We start from the raw sequence: 17883 nt of genomic DNA on the forward strand, positions 1-17883 counted from the left end.
GGGCGGGCGGGTAAAGGTCAGGAGTCGTAGTCGATCGTGACGCGCGGGGTGACCGGAAGGGACTGGCAGGTCAGGACGTATCCGGCGGCGATCTCGGCGGCGTCGAGGGCGTGGTCGCGGCGCATGTCCACCCGGCCCTCCACCACCCGGGCGCGGCAGGTGCCGCAGACGCCGCTCCGGCAGGCGAAGGGCAGGTCGGGCCGGGCCCGCTGCGCGCCCTCCAGCACCGTGACGTCCCTCGGGACCGTCACCACCGTCGTCCGCCCGTCCAGGACGACCGTCACCTCGCTGACCGCGCCCACGGCCCCGGCGGTGAGGCGCGGCGGGGCAGGCGGCGGTTCCTCCACGTAGAACAGCTCCTGGTGGACGCGGGCGGGCGGCACGCCGAACCCGGCGAGCACCTCCCGGGCGCCGGTCACCATCGTGTACGGGCCGCACAGCCACCAGTGGGCGACCTCGGCGAGCGGGGTCAGCGCGGGGAGCAGGACGCGGAGCCTCGCCGGGTCGAGGCGGCCGGTGAACAGCTCGGGCTCTCGTGCCTCCCGGGAGAACACGTGGACCAGCTGCACGCGGGCGGGCGCGGTGTCCTTCAGGTCGGCCAGCTCCTCGGCGAACATCACCGTGGCCGAGGTGCGGTTGCCGTAGAACAGGGTCATCCGGCTCCGCGGGCAGGCCAGCACGGTCGCGGCGATCGACAGCACGGGCGTGATGCCGGACCCTGCCGCGACGAAGACGTGGTGCGCGGGCCGCGCGAGGTCCGCGACGAAGCCCCCGGACGGCGGCGCCACCTGGACGCGGTCCCCGGGGCGTGTCCGGCGCACCAGCCGGGTGGAGAACAACCCGCCGGGGATCTCCCGCACCCCGATCCGCAGCGGGCCGCCCGCCGGGGAGCAGATGGAATACGACCTCCGCTCCTCACGGCCCTCCACCCATGCCCGCAGCGTGAGCGCCTGGCCCGGCCGGAACGCGTACCGGCCGCCGAGTTCCCCGGGCACCTCGAACGTGATGGCCACGGCGTCCGCGCACAGCCGGTCCACCCCGGTCACCGTCAGCCACGCGAACTCGACGCCGCGCCCCGCCCGCACCCCGGCCAGCGTCACCGTCAGATCTCCTTGACGTGCTCGAACGGCTCACGGCAGGCGCGGCAGCGCCACAGGGCCGTACAGGCGGTGGGCCCGAACCTGGACGTCTCCTCGGTGTCCGCCGAACCGCACCGGGGGCAGGCCAGGCGGCGGGGGATCGGCCCGAGGGTCACCGGGACCGGGCCGCTCCGGCGGGACGGGGCGGCCCCCGGCGGCGCGATGCCCGCCTCGGCCAGCTTCCTGCGTCCCTCGGCGCCGATCCAGTCCGACGTCCACGGCGGCGACAGCGACACCCTGATCTCCGCCTCGCCGTACCCGGCGTCCCGCAGCGCGGCGGCCAGGTCTGCCTGGATGGCCTCCATCGCCGGGCACCCGCTGTACGTCGGCGTCACCGTCACCACCACCCGCCCGCCGGGCGCCTCCTCGACCTCCCGCAGGATCCCGAGATCCCCCAGCGTCACCATTGGCATCTCCGGATCCGCCACCCTCTCGGCCACCCGCCACGCCCCGGCGACCCGGCCGCCGGTCACCATGTCGCCCCCGGGTGAGCGCGGGCGACCTGCTGGAGGTCGCCGAGGAGGTCGGCCAGGGCCGGGGTGTGCGAGCCCTCCCGGCCGGCCGGGACGGCGTCCGCGGACACGGGGCCGGGCGTGCCGAGGGTGGCGGCGGTGAGGACCTCGGCGAGGACGGCGTCGAACTCGGGGCGGACGGCCGCGGGGTCGGCCGCGATCCCGGCGGCGGCCAGGCGCTGCTCGGCCGGGCAGGGGACGAACAGCTCGGCGACCAAAGGCCACAGGGCGGCGAGGCCCTCGGCCATCCGCTCCCGGGAGTACGCCGTGCCGTCGCCGAGCCGGACCACCCAGCCCGCCGCGTAGTCGCGGTGGTAGACCAGTTCCTTCACCCCCTTGGCGGCCACGGCCGCCAGCATCGGGTCGCGCGACCCGGTCAGCCGTCCGAGCAGCGCGAGCCGCCAGGTGGCGAACACCAGCAGCCGCCCCATGGTGTGCGCGAAGTCGCCGTTCGGCACCTCGGCCAGCCGCACGTTGCGGTACTCCCCCGGCTCCCGCTGGAACGCCAGCGCGTCCTCGTCCCGCCCCGACCCGTCCACCGCACCGGCCCGCGCCAGCAGCACCCGCGCCTGCCCCAGAAGGTCGAGCGCGATGTTGGCCAGCGCCACCTCCTCCTCCAGCTCGGGCGCGTGCGTCACCCACTCCTGCAGCCGGTGCGACATCACCAGCGCGTCGTCCCCCAGCATCAGGCAGTACTGCCCGAGCTCCACACCGCGGACTTCGTCAGGAACGGCCGGCATCGCGGGCTCACATGTGCGGGACGTCGTCGGGGATGGCGTAGAAGGTGGGGTGGCGGTAGACCTTGTCGGCGTTCGGCGCGAAGAAGGGGTCCTTCTCGTCGGGGCTGGTGGCCGCGATGTGGTCGGAGCGCACCACCCAGATGCTGACGCCCTCGCCCCTGCGGGTGTACAGGTCGCGGGCGTGACGCAGGGCGGTCTCGTCGTCGGCGGCGTGCAGGGAGCCGGCGTGCACGTGGCTGAGGCCGCGCTTGCCCCGGACGAACACCTCGTACAGCGGCCACTCGGTCATGCCGCCACCTCCCGGCCGGACCCGCCGGACCCACCCGGCCCGGCGCGCTTGGCGGCGTGCGCCGTGGCGGCCTCGCGGACCCAGGCGCCGTCCTCGTGGGCGGCGCGGCGCACGGCGATGCGCCGCTCGTTGCACGGGCCGCCGCCGCCGATCACCCGCTTGAGCTCCGACCAGTCGATCGGGCCGAAGTCGTGGTGGCCGCGCTCGGCGTTCCACCGCAGCTCGGGGTCGGGCAGGGTGACGCCGAGGACGCGGGCCTGGGGGACGGTGACGTCGACGAAGCGCTGGCGCAGCTCGTCGTTGGTGTGCCGCTTGATCTTCCAGGCCATCGACCTGGCCGTGTTGGGCGAGGAGGTGTCCGGCGGGCCGAACATCATCAGCGCGGGCCACCACCAGCGGTCCACCGCGCCCTGCACCATCGCCCGCTGCGCGGCCGTGCCCGCCATCATCGCCGCCAGCAGCTCGTACCCCTGCCGCTGGTGGAACGACTCCTCCTTGCAGATGCGGATCATCGCCCGCGCGTACGGCCCGTAGGAGCTGCGGCACAGCGGCACCTGGTTGCAGATCGCCGCGCCGTCCACCAGCCAGCCGATCACCCCCACGTCGGCGTAGGTCCGCGTGGGGTAGTTGAAGATCGAGGAGTACTTCTGCCGGCCCTGGAGCAGCATCTCGGTGAGTTCGGCCCGGTCGGCGCCGAGGGTCTCGGCGGCGGAGTAGAGGTACAGCCCGTGGCCGGCCTCGTCCTGCACCTTGGCGAGCAGGATGGCCTTGCGGCGCAGGGTCGGGGCCCGGGTGATCCACTCGCCCTCGGGCTGCATTCCGATGATCTCGGAGTGGGCGTGCTGGGCGATCTGGCGCACCATCGTGGCGCGGTAGCCGTCGGGCATCCAGTCGCGGGGCTCCACCCGGCGGTCCGACGCGATCGTCCGCTCGAAGTGTTCTTCCAGGTCAGCCATGCGGCGCCACCCTTATACCGAATGGTCGGTCAGTTATCAAGTCTCGCCCCGCCCTCCTCGCGGCGCAACCCCGCCCCGGCGGGCCACCAGGGTCAGCACGTCGTAGGTGGCCACGGCCGCGCCGTCCTGGTTGACCACCTCGGCGTCCCAGCGCACCTCGCCGTACGGCGCGCCCTCCCGGGGGTCGATGTGCTTGGCGGTCAGCGTGACCGTCAGCTCGTCGCCGGGGTAGACCGGGGCGCGGAAGCGGAGGTCCTCAAGGCCGTAGTTGGCGAGCACCGGGCCGGGGGCCGGGTCGACGAACAGGCCGGCGGCCAGCGAGACGATCAGGTAGCCGTGGGCCACCCTGCCGTCGAAGAACGGGTTGGCCCGGGCCGCCTCCTCGTCCATGTGGGCGTAGAACGTGTCGCCGGTGAGCTCGGCGAAGCGCTCGATGGCCCCAAGGGTGACCCGGCGCGGCCCGGCGACCACCGAGTCCCCCGGCCGCAGGTCCTCCAGGTGCTTGCGGAACGGGTGCGGCCCGCCCGTGGCGCGCGGCGCCCCCGGCGTCCAGCGCCCGGTGACCGCGGCCAGCGTCGCGGGCGACCCCTGCACGGCCGTGCGGTGCATGTGGCGCAGCACGCCGCGGATCCCGCCGAGTTCCTCGCCGCCGCCGGCCCGCCCGGGCCCGCCGTGCACCAGCGCGGGCAGCGGCGAGCCGTGGCCGGTGGACTCCGCGGCGGCCGTCGCGTCCAGCACCAGCAGCCGTCCGTGCCAGGGCGCGAGGCCGAGCACCATCTCGCGGGCGAAGGCCGGGTCGCCGGTCACCACCGACCCCGCGAGGCTTCCCCGCCCCCGGGCGGCCAGCTCGACCGCGTGCTCCGCCGAGGTGTACGGCATGAGGGTGCTCACCGGCCCGAACGCCTCCACCTCGTGCGGCTCGGGCCGATCCGGGTCGCCGGCCCGCAGCAGGATCGGCGACAGGAACGCCCCCGTGCCGGGGTCGGCGCCGGTGACCTCCACCCGGTCGGGGTCGCCGAACACCAGGGCGCCCGCCGCCGTCAGCTCCTTGATCGCCCGCCGGACCTCGTCGCGCTGCCCGAGGCTCACCAGCGGGCCCATGCGCGTGGCCGGGTCGGCGGGATGGCCCACCGTGACCGCGGACAGCCGGGCCGCCACCGCGTCGGTCACGGGGCCGAGCAGGGGCGCGGGGACCAGCGCACGGCGGATGGCTGTGCACTTCTGCCCCGCCTTGACGGTCATCTCGGTGACCAGCTGGCCGGTGAACAGATCGAACTCGGCCCCGCCGGGGACGGCGTCCGGCCCGAGGATCGAGCAGTTCAGCGAGTCGGCCTCGGCGGTGAAGCGGACCGCGCGGGCCGCGACCACCGGGTGGGCGCGCAGCGCGCGGGCCGTGGCGGCCGAGCCGGTGAACGCCACGAGGTCCTGCTCGGTCAGGTGGTCGAGCAGTCCCCTGGCGTCGCCGCAGAAGAGCTGCACCGCGCCCTCGGGTAGGACGCCGGAGCCGACGATCAGCTCCATCAGCGCCACGGTGACGTAGGCCGTCTGCGGGGCCGGTTTGATCAGGGACGGCATCCCGGCGAGGAAGGCCTGGGCGAGCTTCTCCAGCGGCCCCCACACCGGGAAGTTGAACGCGTTGATCTGCACCGCCACCCCGCGCATCGGCGTCATGACGTGCCGGGCGGCGAACCCCCCGCCCTTGCCGAGCGGCTCCGCGGGACCCTCGGGGAGCAGGGTGTCGTCGGGCAGCTCGCGCCGTCCCCTGCTCGCGTAGGAGAACAGCACGCCGATGCCGCCGTCCACGTCGAACCGGGCGTCGGCGGGCGTGGCGCCGGTGCGCAGCGACGGCCCGTAGAGGTCCTCGCGGTGCTCACGCAGGTGGAGGGCGAGGGATTTCAGCAGCGCGGCCCGCCGGTGGAAGGTCATCTCCCGCAGCGCGGGCCCGCCGACGCGGCGGCCGTGGCCGAGCGCGGCGGCGAAGTCGGTGCCGGCGGTGGAGAACCGGGCGACCTCCTCGCCGGTGGCCGCGTCGCGCAGCGGGACGCCCTCGTCCCGGGGAACGTGCCACGAACCGCGCAGATGACTGGCGAGCGGGGTCATCCGGAGGACCTCCTCATCGAGGATCCACTGACATTCCGTCGTGATGAATCCTAACCCGGCGTGTCCGGGCGCCTACCGCCCCAAGCGCTTGCCCGGCCGCCCGGGGAACGGCCACCATGGACGCGAACTCGATGAACGGGACGGTGCTGCGATGAACACCGGGCGCGTCACCACCGCACGCCGGGGCCGCCCCGGGTACGACCTCGAGTCGCTGCTCGCCGTCGCGGTCACGGTGTTCAACGAACGGGGCTACGAGGCCACCACCATGGAGGACCTGTCCCGGCGGCTCGGCATCACCAAGTCCGCGATCTACCACCACGTCACCGGCAAGGACGAGTTGCTGCGGCTGGCGGTCGACCGGGCGCTGGACGGGCTGTTCGAGGCCGCCGACGAGGCCGCCGCGACGGGCGGCCGGGCCATCGACCGGCTGGAGCAGCTGGTGCGGCGCAGCGTGCACGTGCTGGTGGAGCGCATGCCGTTCGTCACCCTGCTGCTGCGGGTGCGGGGCAACACCGAGGTGGAGCGGCGGGCGCTGGCGCACCGCAGGAGGTTCGACCAGATGGTGGGCGCGCTGGTCCGGCAGGCCGAGGCCGAAGGCGACGTGCGACCGGACGTGGACCCGGCGGTGGCGGCACGCATGTTGTTCGGACTGGTGAACTCCCTGACCGAGTGGTACCGGCCGCGCGGCGGCCTGGACGCGGACGCCCTGGCCGACACCGTCTGCGTGCTGGCGTTCCAGGGGTTGCGCCGGAGCCCGCCGGCCACTCGGTGACGCCGACAAAAGGGACAGCCCGCCGGGGGGCGGGGGGAAACCCCGCAGGTTCAGCCGTTCATTGAGCAATTTTCGGGAATGCCAGCGGTGAGTAGATGCTAATTTACTCACGGTAGCCACCGTGGGGGGTGGCGCACCACGGATCACAGGGCTTTCACAGGCGGCCGCGGTATAACGGCCGCGGGGGCCTGGACACGATGATCGCATAATCACGCAGGGGGTCCGGTGGCGCATGCGACGGGATCGGGACCGCGGACGGACAACGGCCGCCGGCCGCGCCCATGGACGCCGCATCTCAGCGGCGTCGCCGCCCTTCTCCTCGACGAGGAGGGCCGGGTCACCCAGTGGGGCGGCGCCGCGGCGCGCCTGTTCGGCCGCCCCGCCGAGCGCGCGGTGGGCCGCCACCTCGTCGACCTGCTGCCCGGCGCCCGCGCCGAGACCGTGCTGCGCGCCGTCACCGACGCCGCCTCCGGGGTGCCGCGCAGCGATCTGCTGTTCGTCGAGTCCGGTGACGGCCTGCGGCGCGAGCTGGCGTTCACCTGGGAGCCGCTCACCCGGCCGGGCCCGTGGGGCGCGGTGCTCGTCACCGCCGCCGACGCCGCCCTGGCGCGCGGCGTGACCGACCCCACCGGCGGCGAGCGCCTCGCGCTGCTCCACGAGCTGAGCTCCCGGGTCAGCAGCACCCTCGACCCGCTGCGGGTCGCCGAGGACGCCGTGGACGTCGCGGTGCCCCGCTTCGCCGACTCCGCGGGCCTGTACATCGCCGAGGGCCTGCTGCGCGACGAGGCCTACCCCGACCACGACGCGGACGGCTCGCTGGCGCTGCGGCGGCTCGCCCTGCGCCTCACCCGGCGGCGCACCGACGACCACGACTGGTCGGGGGCCTTCCCGGCCGGCGAGATCGTCCGCTACTACGCGCGCCACCCCGCGCACCGCTGCATGGCCACCGGCCGGCCTGTGATCTACACCGTCGCCGAGCTGGAGCCCATCGAGATCGACAAGATCGCGAGTGTGCTCGGCGGCACCGGCCCCGCGCCGCTCGACGAGATCACCTTCCTCGCCGTCCCGCTGACGGCGCGCGGCATGGTGCTGGGTTTCATCTCGTTCATCCGCGGCCCCGGCCGCCCCCGGTACACCGGCGACGACGTCAAGCTCGCCGAGGACCTCGCCGCGCGGGCCGCGATCTGCATCGACAACGCCCGCCTGTACAGCCGCGAGCGCCGCACCGCCCAGTCGCTCCAGCAGAACCTCGCGCCGAGCAACCTCACCGTCCCGCCCGGCCTGGAGGTCGCCCACCGCTACCTCCCGGTCAGCGCGATGACCGTCGGCGGCGACTGGTACGACGTGATCCCGCTGTCCGAGACCCGGATGGCCCTGGTGATGGGCGACGCGATGGGGCACGGCGCCGCCGCGGCCGGGGCGATGAGCCAGCTGCGCGCCTCGGTGCGCACCCTGGCCGGCTTCGACCTGCCGCCCGACGAGGTGCTGCGCCGCCTGGACCTCATGGCGGGGGACATGGACGCCATCCAGTGCGCGACGTGCCTTTACGCCACGATCGACCTGTCCACCCGCATCTGCGCCCTGTCCCGGGCCGGGCACCCGCCGCCCATCCTGGTCTACCCCGACGGCACGGCCTCGGTGCTCGACCTGCCGACCGGCCTCGCGCTCGGCGTCGGCGACCCCGACCACTCCCAGACCTACGCCACCACCGAGGTCACCATCCCGGCCGGCGCCACCCTGGCCCTCTACACCGACGGCCTGGTGGAGAGCCGCGAGCAGGACATCGACACCGGCATCGCCGCCCTCGTCGACCACCTCCGCTCTCCCGGCCCCACCCTGGACGCCACCTGCGCCACCATCATCGACGCCCTGCCCACCCAGTACGACGACGTGGCACTGCTGCTGGCCCGCATCACGACCGACCTCCAGAAGCGTTAGAAGGCGGTCTTCTCCAGCCAGCGGCCGAGCAGGGCCTGGTCGCCGAACACCTCGTAGCGGGCGTCGGACGGCGGCACCCGGCCGTACACCAGGAGCAGCAGGTCGCTCGCGGTGCCGCGGGCGGCGGCGTCCCCCTTGCCGTGGGCGTGGGTCCAGGTGAAGTGCTCGGGGGTCAGCGTGAGCGTCCACTCGCCGGCCTCGCCGGGGAGGTCGGTCGCGTGGAAGTGCAGCGTGCCGTGGGCGCCGAGCTCGCCGATGGCCGTGGCGAAACGGCCGGCGGCGGCGAGGTTGCCGAACAACTCGTCGATCCCGTCCGCCGCGACCGCGGGGTCCACCCGCGGCTCGCGGCCGAGGGCGAACTCGGCGTCCGCCCGGTGCACCGCGGTCTCGTGCAGCATGCGCCGGGACCAGAACCCGACGTCCCGGCCGTCACTCCACGACCACAGCGGCACGTCGAGCGGCGTCGCCCGCAGCGTGGCCACCATCGCCGCGCCGCCCGCCGCGATCCACTCGGGGTAGTCCTTCTCGTGCTCCGGCACCGCCGCGGGGACGTCGCGCGGCCGGACGGGCACGGCCAGCCGCTCGCGCGCCATGTGCTCCACCCAGCGATGGGTGATGCCGACGTGCTTCAGCAGCTTGGCCGCCGTCCACCCCGGACAGGTGGGCACCTCGGCCCCCGGGTCGGCCTGCGCGCCGGCCTCGGCGAGCCTGCGGACCTCCGTCTCCAGCGCCGAGCAGTGCTCCTCGTGCGACCAGCGGGCCGCGTGTGTCGGGCTCATGGGACCAGAGCGTAGACCCGGCCCGGCGCGGTGGGAACGCGATGGCGAGGGGACATTGACTGGTCATTCGACGGCGGGTAGGTTCGCTGTTAATTAACAGGAAAGCTTCTTAAAAGATAATCGGCAATCCTGAGGTAGGAAAGGGTCCGCCATGCAGCGGTCTCCGCCGCCCCTGCTGTCGCTCCCCCGGTGCCCGGGTGACCCAGGCACCACGCCGGTACCGCCGCTCCTCCCTCCCGCGGTGCCGGCCCTCGTACTGACGTCCTGATCGTCCCCCCATCTCAATCAGCCCGATGGACGTGGAGCAGCACATGAACAGAAGATTCCTCGCGAGATTCCTCGCGGCGGTGGCGGCACTGCTGATGCCGCTCGGCGTGGTGGTGGCGACGGCGCCCGGGGCGCTCGGCGCGGTGGCCGTGCCGATCCGCGCCAACGCCGGCGGCCCCGCCCTGACCGACGGCTCGGGCACCTCGTGGGTGGCCGACAAGGCTTACAGCAGCGGAAACTGGGGTTACGACACCTCGTACGGGACCGGGTCGACGGCGAGCGGCATCGCCGGCACGACCGACGACTCCCTCTACCAGAACTACAACACCTTCAACGGGTGGACCGGCTACAAGTTCGACGTGGCCAACGGCACCTACCAGGTGACGCTGAAGATGGTGGAGGACTGGGCGAACGCCGCGGGGCAGCGCCGGTTCGACGTGCGGGCCGAGGGCACGACGGTGCTCACCGCGTTCGACATCTTCGCCTCCTGCGGCGGGCTGACGGCCTGCGACCGCACGTTCTCCGCGACGGTCAGCGACGGCCAGCTCAACGTGCAGTTCAACATGAACGGCGGCGCCAACTACGCCACCGTGTCGGCCATCGCGGTGACCGGCGGGAGCGGCGGCGGCGACACCACCGCGCCGAGCACCCCGGGCAACCTGCGCTCCACCGCGACGACCTCGTCCAGCGTGTCGCTGGCCTGGAACGCCTCCACCGACAACGTCGGCGTCACCGGCTACAACGTCTACCGCGGCGGCACCCTGGTCACCACCGTCACCGGCACCACGCACACCGACACGGGCCTCAGCGCCGCCACGGCCTACACCTACACCGTGCGGGCCCGCGACGCCGCCGGGAACCTGTCGGCGGCCAGCAACCAGATCAGCGTCACCACGCAGGGCTCCGGCGGCGACACCACCGCGCCGAGCACGCCGGGCAACCTGCGCTCCACCGGGACCACCTCCTCCAGCGTGTCGCTGGCCTGGAACGCCTCCACCGACAACGTCGGCGTCACCGGCTACAACGTCTACCGCGGCGGCACCCTGGTCACCACCGTCACCGGCACCACGCACACCGACGGCGGCCTGAGCGCCTCCACGGCCTACACCTACACCGTGCGGGCCCGCGACGCCGCAGGGAACCTGTCGGCCGCCAGCAACCAGATCAGCGCCACCACCCAGCCGGGCGGCGGCGGAGGCGGCAACAAGCTGCTCGGGTACTTCGTCGAGTGGGGCGTGTACCAGCGGGCGTACCACGTCAAGAACATCGACACCAGCGGCTCGGCCGCCAAGCTCGGCTACATCAACTACGCCTTCGGCAACGTGACCAACGGCGGGTGCGCCATCGGCGACTCCTACGCCGACTACGACCGGTTCTACAGCGCGGCCGAGAGCGTCGACGGCGTGGCCGACACCTGGGACGCCGGCGCGCTGCGCGGCAACTTCAACCAGCTGCGCAAGCTCAAGGCGAAGTACCCCGGGCTGAAGATCCTCTGGTCGTTCGGCGGCTGGACCTGGTCCGGCGGCTTCGGCCAGGCGGCGGCCAACCCCACGGCGTTCGCCAACTCCTGCTACAACCTGGTGGAGGACCCCCGCTGGGCCGACGTCTTCGACGGCATCGACATCGACTGGGAGTACCCCAACGCCTGCGGCCTGAGCTGTGACACCAGCGGCTCGGCGTCGTTCCGCAACCTGATGTCGGCGCTGCGCTCCCGCTTCGGCTCCAACTACCTGGTCACCGCGGCCATCACCGCCGACGGCACCAGCGGCGGCAAGATCGACGCGGCCGACTACGGCGGCGCCGCGCAGTACCTCGACTGGTACAACGTCATGACCTACGACTACTTCGGCGCCTTCGCCGCCAACGGCCCGACCGCGCCCCACTCGCCGCTGACCTCGTACACCGGCATCCCGACCCCTGGCTTCTACTCCGACAACGCGATCCAGAAACTCAAGAGCAAGGGCGTCCCGGCGAGCAAACTGCTGCTGGGCATCGGCTTCTACGGCCGCGGCTGGACGGGCGTCACCCAGAGCACTCCCGGCGGCTCGGCCACCGGACCGGCGCCCGGGACGTACGAAGCGGGCAACGAGGACTACAAGGTGCTCAAGACCCGCTGCCCGGCGACCGGCACCGTCGCCGGCACCGCGTACGCCTTCTGCGGCAACCAGTGGTGGAGCTACGACACGCCGTCGACCATCGCCGGGAAGATGAGCTACGCCCGCAACCAGGGCCTCGGCGGCTCCTTCTTCTGGGAGCTGACCGGTGACACGGCCAACGGCGAGCTGATCACCGCCATGAGGAACGGGCTGGGCTAGCCGCCCGCCCCGGCGGGGAGCCGGGCACCCGCCCCCGGCTCCCCGCCCTTCACCAGTCCTGTGAGAGGCCGGACATCCGGCGCAGGTATTCGTCCTCGTCGATCTCGCCCGCCGCGTAGCGTTTCCTGAGGATCTCCTTGGGGTCGTCCGCGGCGGGCAGTTGTCTGCGGCGGGCCGGGATCCAGGTACGGAGCAGCACAAGCAGGCAGCTCAGGATCACCAGCGCCCCGACCAGTGTCATCACGATTCTCACGCCATCCTCCACTTCCCGCGACCGCCAGGACGTCGTGGCGTAGCGACGCACCGGGCGAGGCCATGGCGCGCGCGGCTCCGGGAATGGCAGCCTATCTCGCCTCCGGCCGATCTCACCGACGGCGTCACCTGGTTATCCACAGGCGGGATGCCCGGCGGGATGAACCCCTCCCCGGGAGCACGGCCTCGGCGAGGTTGTCCACAGGGGCGACCGCCCGGCGCGACAACGAGCCCGGGAGCATGCAGAATTCTCCCCGGACCTCGATGTCCTCTGACACGAAGGCGGACCACGACCGTGACGATCTCCATCCATCAGCAGATCGCCGACGAGCTCGGCGTGCGGGAGCGGCAGGTGCGGGCGGCCGTCGAGCTGCTCGACGGCGGCGCGACCGTGCCGTTCATCGCCCGCTACCGCAAGGAGGCGACCGAGATGCTCGACGACGCGCAGCTGCGCGGCCTCGAGGAGCGGTTGCGGTACCTTCGCGAGCTGGAGGAGCGGCGCACGGCGATCCTCGAGTCCATCCGTTCCCAGGGCAAGCTCGACGACGCGCTGGAAGCGCAGATCATGGCCGCCGACTCCAAGGCGCGCCTGGAGGACATCTACCTCCCCTACAAGCCCAAGCGCCGCACCAAGGCCCAGATCGCCCGGGAGGCGGGCCTGGAGCCGCTCGCGGACGGCCTTCTCGCCGACCCCACCCGCGACCCCCTGGCCGCCGCGGCGGTGTTCGTGGGCGCGGACAAGGGCGTGGCCGACGCCGCGGCGGCGCTGGAGGGGGCGCGGGCCATCCTGATCGAGCGCTTCGCCGAGGACGCCGACCTCATCGGGGAGCTGCGCGAGCGCATGTGGTCGCGCGGGCGCGTGCTGTCGCGGGTCCGCGACGGCAAGCAGGAGGCCGGCGCCAAGTTCTCCGACTACTTCGACTTCGCCGAGCCGTTCACCAAGCTGCCCTCCCACCGGGTGCTCGCCCTGTTCCGCGGCGAGAAGGAAGAGGTCCTCACCCTCACCCTGGAGCCCGAGCAGGACCCCGCCGAAGAGGGCCCCACCGGGTACGAGGTGCGGATCGCCCAGCGCTTCGAGGTCGCCGACCGGGGCCGCCCGGCCGACCGCTGGCTGCTGGACACCGTGCGCTGGGCGTGGCGCACCCGGGTGCTGGTGCACCTCGGCATCGACCTGCGGATGCGCCTGTGGCAGGCCGCCGAGGACGAGGCCGTGCGGGTGTTCGCCACCAACCTGCGCGACCTCCTGCTCGCCGCCCCCGCCGGCACCCGCGCCACCATGGGGCTCGACCCCGGGCTGCGCACCGGCGTGAAGGTCGCCGTGGTCGACGCCACCGGGCAGGTCGTCGCGACCGAGACCATCTACCCGCACGAGCCGCGGCGCCGCTGGGACGAGTCCGTCGCGGTGCTGGCGCGGCTCGCCCGCGAGCACGGCGTGGAGCTCATCGCCATCGGCAACGGCACGGCGTCCAGGGAGACCGACAAGCTGGCCGGGGACCTGATCAAGCGCCACCCGGACCTGCCGCTCACCAAGATCGTGGTGTCCGAGGCCGGGGCGTCGGTCTACTCCGCCTCGGCGTACGCCGGCCAGGAGCTCCCCGGGCTGGACGTGTCGCTGCGCGGCGCGGTGTCGATCGCCCGGCGGCTGCAGGACCCTCTGGCTGAGCTGGTGAAGATCGACCCCAAGTCGATCGGCGTCGGGCAGTACCAGCACGACATCGCCGAGACCAAGCTGTCCCGCTCGCTGGACGCGGTGGTCGAGGACTGCGTCAACGCCGTCGGGGTGGACGTCAACACCGCCTCGGCGCCGCTGCTCACCCGGGTCTCGGGCATCGGGTCGGGTCTCGCGGAGAACATCGTGCTCCACCGCAACGCCAACGGCCCGTTCCGCACCCGGCGCGCCCTCAAGGACGTCCCCCGGCTCGGGCCGAAGGCGTTCGAGCAGTGCGCGGGCTTCCTGCGCATCCCCGGCGGCGACGACCCGCTGGACGCCTCCAGCGTGCACCCCGAGTCCTACCCCGTGGTGCGCCGCATCCTGGACAACACCGGGGGCGAGCTGCGGGCGCTGATCGGCAACGGGTCGGTGCTGCGCGCGCTGCGGCCGTCCGACTTCGCCGATGACACCTTCGGGCTGCCGACCGTCACCGACATCCTGAAGGAGCTGGAGAAGCCCGGCCGCGACCCCCGCCCCGCGTTCCGGGCCGCCACCTTCAAGGAGGGGGTCGACAAGATCTCCGACCTGGAGCCCGGCATGCTGCTGGAGGGCGTCGTCACCAACGTCGCCGCCTTCGGCGCCTTCGTGGACGTCGGCGTCCACCAGGACGGCCTGGTCCACGTGTCGGCGATGTCCAACCGCTTCATCAAGGACCCCCGCGAAGTCGTCAAGCCCGGCGACATCGTCCGGGTGAAGGTCCTGGACGTCGACATCCCCCGCAAGCGCATCTCCCTAACCCTCCGCCTGGACGACGACACCAAGCCCTCCCCCGGAACCCGCGGCGACCGCACCCAGGACGACCGCCCCCGCAGCCGCCAAGGCGGCGGCCCCCAGCGGCGCGGCGGCGGCGGCGCTGGCGCTGGCGGCAGCGGCCGCCCCAAACAGGAACCCACCCCCACCGGCGCCCTCGCCGAGGCCCTACGCAAGGCAGGCCTGGACAAGGGGCCGCGCTGACACAGTCCCCCCATCAGACCCTCCATCGGACCGCCTCCGGCCACGCGATCGGTCCGGCCCATGCGGCCGTCCCCGGCCCCACGCTCGGCTCCGGCCCACGGCCGACTCCGGCCCACGGCCGACTCCGGCCCACGGCCGACTCCGGCACATGCGGCCGTCCCCGGCGCACGCTCGGCTCCGGCGCACCGCCGACTCCGGCGCACCGCCGACTCCGGCGCACCGCCGACTCCGCCCACGGCCGGCTCCGGCCCATGGGTGGGGTGTCAGGAGAAGTAGCGGCGCGGGTTGGTCACCAGCATCTGCTCGATGGCGGCGTCGGGGACGCCCTTTTCCTTCAGGGCGGGTAGGACGTCGTCGTGGATGTGGCCGAAGCGCCAGTTGGGGACTACGAGGGGGACGGCGTCGTCCCATGCGCCGGCGAAGTAGTCCATGAAGCAGGCGGTGTCGTGGCTGAGGACCATTCGGTCGGCGTAGCCGCGGTCGTACAGGGCGGCGACCGTGGCGACTCGGTCGGCGGTGGAGTTGTAGACGTCCAGGCCGAAGCGGTCCATGCCTAGGGTGGCGCCGGTGTCGGCCAGGCGCATCAGGTAGTCCAGGTCGTTGGAGTCGCCCGCGTGGCCGACGGCCACCTTGGTGAGGTCGACGCCTTCCTTGGCGAAAAGGTCGAGGGCGAGCAGCCCCGACCGGGTGAACGCGTCGGTGTGCACGATGATCGGCACGCCGGTGCGCACGTGGGTGCGGGCCACCGCGCGGCAGATCCGCTCCACACCCTCGGTCAGGCCCCTGCTCTCCACCACGCACTTGAGGAACGCGGCCTTCACCCCGGTGTCGGCGATGCCCTCGGTGATGTCCCGGGTGAAGTCCTCGATCATCGGCTCGGGCATGTCGAGCAGCAGCCCGGGGCCGCGGTGAGCGTACTGGTGCGGCACCTCGTCGAAGGAGTACAGCCCGGTGGCGACGATGATGTTCAGGCCGGGCACCTCGGCGGCGACCCGCTGGATGCGCGGGATGTACCGGCCGAGTCCCCAGACCGTGGGGTCGACGATGGTGGTGACGCCTTTGGCGTTCAGCGCGCGCAGCTTGGCGATCGCGTCGGCCACCCGCCGCTCCTCGTCCCACCAGGTGCGCCGGCCGTAGTTCTCGACATGCTCGGGGGACAGGACGAACACGTGCTCGTGCATGAGCGTCTGGCCGAGCGCATCCGCCTCGACCGGGCCTCGCACCGTTTCGACCATGGGCATGGGGGACCTCCCGAGGGGCAGGCCGACATGACGGTGCCCGAACCCTAGGACCGCCGCGCCACGCCGTCAACGGACCCGCCGGGGTGATCACGAACAGAATTCCCGGGAGTTTCGTGCGGTTGTCCACAGGCACGGGCCCTGCGTGACGGGTGCCCCCCGTCGAACGGATAGCCTTCGGCTGTTCGGAAAACCGTCAACGCCCATGTAGGGGAACGTCATGTCGCAGGGTCGTCCCGTCAAGGTCACCGTCACCGGCGCCGCCGGCCAGATCGGCTACGCGCTGCTCTTCCGTATCGCCTCAGGGCACCTTCTCGGCCCGGACGTGCCCGTGCGGCTGAGCCTGCTGGAGATCCCGCAGGCCGTGAAGGCCGCCGAAGGCACCGCCATGGAGCTGGACGACTGCGCGTTCCCGCTGCTCCAGGGCATCGACATCACCGACGACGTCAACCAGGCGTTCGACGGCACCAGCGTCGGCCTGCTCGTCGGCGCCCGCCCGCGCACCAAGGGCATGGAGCGCGGCGACCTGCTCCAGGCCAACGGCGGCATCTTCGGCCCCCAGGGCAAGGCGATCAACGACCACGCCGCCGACGACGTCCGCGTCCTGGTCGTCGGCAACCCCGCCAACACCAACGCCCTGATCGCCCAGTCCCACGCCCCCGACGTCCCCGCCGAGCGCTTCACCGCGATGACCCGCCTCGACCACAACCGGGCCCTCTCCCAGCTCGCCGCCAAGCTCGACGTCCCCGTCACCGCCATCACGCGCATGACCATCTGGGGCAACCACTCCGCCACCCAATACCCCGACCTCTACAACGCCGAGGTCAACGGCAAGATTGCCGCCGAGCAGGTCGACGAGCCCTGGCTCCGCGACACCTTCATCCCCACGGTCGCCAAGCGCGGCGCCGCCATCATCGAAGCCCGTGGCGCCTCCTCGGCCGCCTCCGCCGCCAACGCCGCCCTCAACCACGTGCACGACTGGTTCAACGGCACCCCCGAAGGCGACTGGACCTCCGTGGCCCTCCCCTCCGACGGCTCCTACGGCGTCCCCGAGGGCCTCATCTCCTCGTTCCCCGCCATCTCCCGCCACGGCAAGTGGGAAATCGTCCAAGGCCTCCCCCTCAACGCCTTCTCCCGCGACCGCATCAACGCCTCGGTCCGCGAACTCACCGAGGAACGCGACGCCGTGACCCAGCTCGGCCTCATCTGACCCACCCCCGGGCGGCCCGCCCCCGCGAGGCCGCCCGGCCCCTTCCCGCCCCCCGGCGTGCGCCTCAGTGCGAGGCGGTCGCCGGAACGCGAGCGAGCCGGGCGCGTGCCGGAGCGGCGCCGAGACGACCGGTGACCGTGGCCAGGCCGATGAGCGCGAGGACCCCCACCTCGGTCACCACCACCATCCGCTGGGTGAGCCCCGCCGGAACACCGCCGGTGTCGACCCCGAACATGCGCAGGGCGTAAGGCAGCAGCACCAGCACGAGAAACACGCCGGCGGCCACACTCAGCCCCCGCAGCAGTCGCGCATGACGCCCGCCATACGCGGCCACCAGCAGCCCCGCGGCCGGCATGGCCACAAACGCCGCGAACGCCGCGTACCGATGAATCCCCCCGGACATCGACAACGACATCCCAGGCCGGTCCGTAGGAAACGCCGCGATCATCACCATGCAGCAACTCCACACGGTCACCAGCCCCACCACCCCCGCCGCCGCCCCCCGCCGCGCCAGATCCATCGCGAACAACGCCGACCCCGCCGCGAACAACCCCAGAGACCCCGCCAGCAGCGCCCCATACGGATGAAACGCATACTCACTAATCATCCCGTACAACGGGTTCACATCCGATGCCACATGCACCGTCACCATGGCCCCGGCCCCCGCCCCGATCGCCGCGAAACCCCAGCCAGAAAGTCGATTCGTCATAC

The 17883-nt window shown here is 72.9% G+C and carries 15 protein-coding genes; 5 read left to right on the forward strand and 10 right to left on the reverse strand.

The window, feature by feature from the left end; genetic code table 11:
• Positions 1-17: 17 nt before the first annotated feature.
• The 6 genes from paaE to paaZ are packed head-to-tail and all read right to left on the reverse strand — an operon-like array spanning position 18 to position 5736.
• A complete protein-coding gene (gene paaE / locus ACFP1K_RS22225) occupies positions 18-1106 on the reverse strand; it encodes a 1,2-phenylacetyl-CoA epoxidase subunit PaaE (RefSeq protein WP_380756407.1) in 1089 nt (362 codons plus the stop codon).
• Positions 1103-1615, reverse strand: a complete 513-nt coding sequence (gene paaD / locus ACFP1K_RS22230; protein ID WP_380756379.1) for a 1,2-phenylacetyl-CoA epoxidase subunit PaaD — start codon at positions 1613-1615, stop codon at positions 1103-1105. The genes paaE and paaD overlap by 4 nt, the downstream gene beginning before the upstream one ends.
• Complete coding sequence (gene paaC, locus ACFP1K_RS22235) at positions 1609-2391, reverse strand: 1,2-phenylacetyl-CoA epoxidase subunit PaaC (RefSeq protein ID WP_380756381.1); 783 nt, start codon at positions 2389-2391, stop codon at positions 1609-1611. The genes paaD and paaC overlap by 7 nt, the downstream gene beginning before the upstream one ends.
• A gap of 7 nt (positions 2392-2398) precedes the next feature.
• Complete coding sequence (gene paaB, locus ACFP1K_RS22240; RefSeq protein WP_380756383.1) at positions 2399-2680, reverse strand: 1,2-phenylacetyl-CoA epoxidase subunit PaaB; 282 nt, start codon at positions 2678-2680, stop codon at positions 2399-2401.
• On the reverse strand, positions 2677-3636 hold the full coding sequence (paaA, locus tag ACFP1K_RS22245; RefSeq protein WP_380756385.1) for a 1,2-phenylacetyl-CoA epoxidase subunit PaaA: 960 nt from the start codon (positions 3634-3636) through the stop codon (positions 2677-2679). Before paaA ends, paaB begins: the two co-directional genes overlap by 4 nt.
• A 36-nt stretch (positions 3637-3672) precedes the next feature.
• A complete protein-coding gene (paaZ, locus tag ACFP1K_RS22250) occupies positions 3673-5736 on the reverse strand; it encodes a phenylacetic acid degradation bifunctional protein PaaZ (protein ID WP_380756387.1) in 2064 nt (687 codons plus the stop codon).
• Positions 5737-5887: 151 nt separating this feature from the next.
• Between paaZ and ACFP1K_RS22255 the strand changes: the two genes are divergently transcribed.
• Entirely contained in the window at positions 5888-6508 is a 621-nt protein-coding gene (locus ACFP1K_RS22255) for a TetR/AcrR family transcriptional regulator (protein WP_380756389.1), read from the forward strand.
• Between the two features lie 225 nt (positions 6509-6733).
• Positions 6734-8446, forward strand: a complete 1713-nt coding sequence (locus ACFP1K_RS22260) for a SpoIIE family protein phosphatase (RefSeq protein WP_380756391.1) — start codon at positions 6734-6736, stop codon at positions 8444-8446.
• On the opposite strand, the gene ACFP1K_RS22265 is transcribed toward ACFP1K_RS22260, so the two are convergent.
• Positions 8443-9225, reverse strand: coding sequence for a maleylpyruvate isomerase family mycothiol-dependent enzyme (locus ACFP1K_RS22265; RefSeq protein WP_380756393.1), 783 nt, complete (start codon positions 9223-9225; stop codon positions 8443-8445). The genes ACFP1K_RS22260 and ACFP1K_RS22265 overlap by 4 nt on opposite strands.
• Before the next feature lie 311 nt (positions 9226-9536).
• Here ACFP1K_RS22265 and ACFP1K_RS22270 point away from each other — a divergent pair, with 311 nt between their 5' ends.
• Complete coding sequence (locus ACFP1K_RS22270) at positions 9537-11807, forward strand: glycosyl hydrolase family 18 protein (protein ID WP_380756395.1); 2271 nt, start codon at positions 9537-9539, stop codon at positions 11805-11807.
• Between the two features lie 49 nt (positions 11808-11856).
• On the opposite strand, the gene ACFP1K_RS22275 is transcribed toward ACFP1K_RS22270, so the two are convergent.
• Positions 11857-12060, reverse strand: coding sequence for an SHOCT domain-containing protein (locus ACFP1K_RS22275; protein WP_380756397.1), 204 nt, complete (start codon positions 12058-12060; stop codon positions 11857-11859).
• Between the two features lie 294 nt (positions 12061-12354).
• On the opposite strand from ACFP1K_RS22275, the gene ACFP1K_RS22280 reads away from it, so the two are divergent.
• Positions 12355-14724 (forward strand): Tex family protein, encoded by a 2370-nt coding sequence (locus ACFP1K_RS22280; RefSeq protein WP_380756399.1) that lies wholly within the window; start codon positions 12355-12357, stop codon positions 14722-14724.
• Between the two features lie 263 nt (positions 14725-14987).
• Here the strand turns inward: ACFP1K_RS22280 and ACFP1K_RS22285 are convergent, their stop codons facing one another.
• Positions 14988-15965, reverse strand: coding sequence for a phosphotriesterase family protein (locus ACFP1K_RS22285; protein WP_380756401.1), 978 nt, complete (start codon positions 15963-15965; stop codon positions 14988-14990).
• A gap of 217 nt (positions 15966-16182) precedes the next feature.
• Between ACFP1K_RS22285 and ACFP1K_RS22290 the strand changes: the two genes are divergently transcribed.
• A complete protein-coding gene (locus ACFP1K_RS22290) occupies positions 16183-17172 on the forward strand; it encodes a malate dehydrogenase (RefSeq protein WP_380756403.1) in 990 nt (329 codons plus the stop codon).
• Between the two features lie 64 nt (positions 17173-17236).
• On the opposite strand, the gene ACFP1K_RS22295 is transcribed toward ACFP1K_RS22290, so the two are convergent.
• Positions 17237-17881 (reverse strand): DUF998 domain-containing protein, encoded by a 645-nt coding sequence (locus ACFP1K_RS22295; protein WP_380756405.1) that lies wholly within the window; start codon positions 17879-17881, stop codon positions 17237-17239.
• Positions 17882-17883 lie beyond the last annotated feature (2 nt).

Origin of the sequence: Sphaerisporangium aureirubrum, from assembly GCF_042658925.1 — a bacterium.
Taxonomy (GTDB): domain Bacteria; phylum Actinomycetota; class Actinomycetes; order Streptosporangiales; family Streptosporangiaceae; genus Sphaerisporangium; species Sphaerisporangium aureirubrum.

Coding starts and splice junctions, on each gene's coding strand:
- ACFP1K_RS22290 (WP_380756403.1), top strand. CDS start 16,183: ATGTCGCAGGGTCGTCCCGTCAAGGTCACCGTCACCGGCGCCGCCGGC.
- ACFP1K_RS22285 (WP_380756401.1), bottom strand. CDS start 15,965: ATGCCCATGGTCGAAACGGTGCGAGGCCCGGTCGAGGCGGATGCGCTC.
- paaA (WP_380756385.1), bottom strand. CDS start 3,636: ATGGCTGACCTGGAAGAACACTTCGAGCGGACGATCGCGTCGGACCGC.
- paaZ (WP_380756387.1), bottom strand. CDS start 5,736: ATGACCCCGCTCGCCAGTCATCTGCGCGGTTCGTGGCACGTTCCCCGG.
- paaD (WP_380756379.1), bottom strand. CDS start 1,615: ATGGTGACCGGCGGCCGGGTCGCCGGGGCGTGGCGGGTGGCCGAGAGG.
- paaC (WP_380756381.1), bottom strand. CDS start 2,391: ATGCCGGCCGTTCCTGACGAAGTCCGCGGTGTGGAGCTCGGGCAGTAC.
- ACFP1K_RS22295 (WP_380756405.1), bottom strand. CDS start 17,881: ATGACGAATCGACTTTCTGGCTGGGGTTTCGCGGCGATCGGGGCGGGG.
- ACFP1K_RS22270 (WP_380756395.1), top strand. CDS start 9,537: ATGAACAGAAGATTCCTCGCGAGATTCCTCGCGGCGGTGGCGGCACTG.
- ACFP1K_RS22265 (WP_380756393.1), bottom strand. CDS start 9,225: ATGAGCCCGACACACGCGGCCCGCTGGTCGCACGAGGAGCACTGCTCG.
- ACFP1K_RS22255 (WP_380756389.1), top strand. CDS start 5,888: ATGAACACCGGGCGCGTCACCACCGCACGCCGGGGCCGCCCCGGGTAC.
- paaB (WP_380756383.1), bottom strand. CDS start 2,680: ATGACCGAGTGGCCGCTGTACGAGGTGTTCGTCCGGGGCAAGCGCGGC.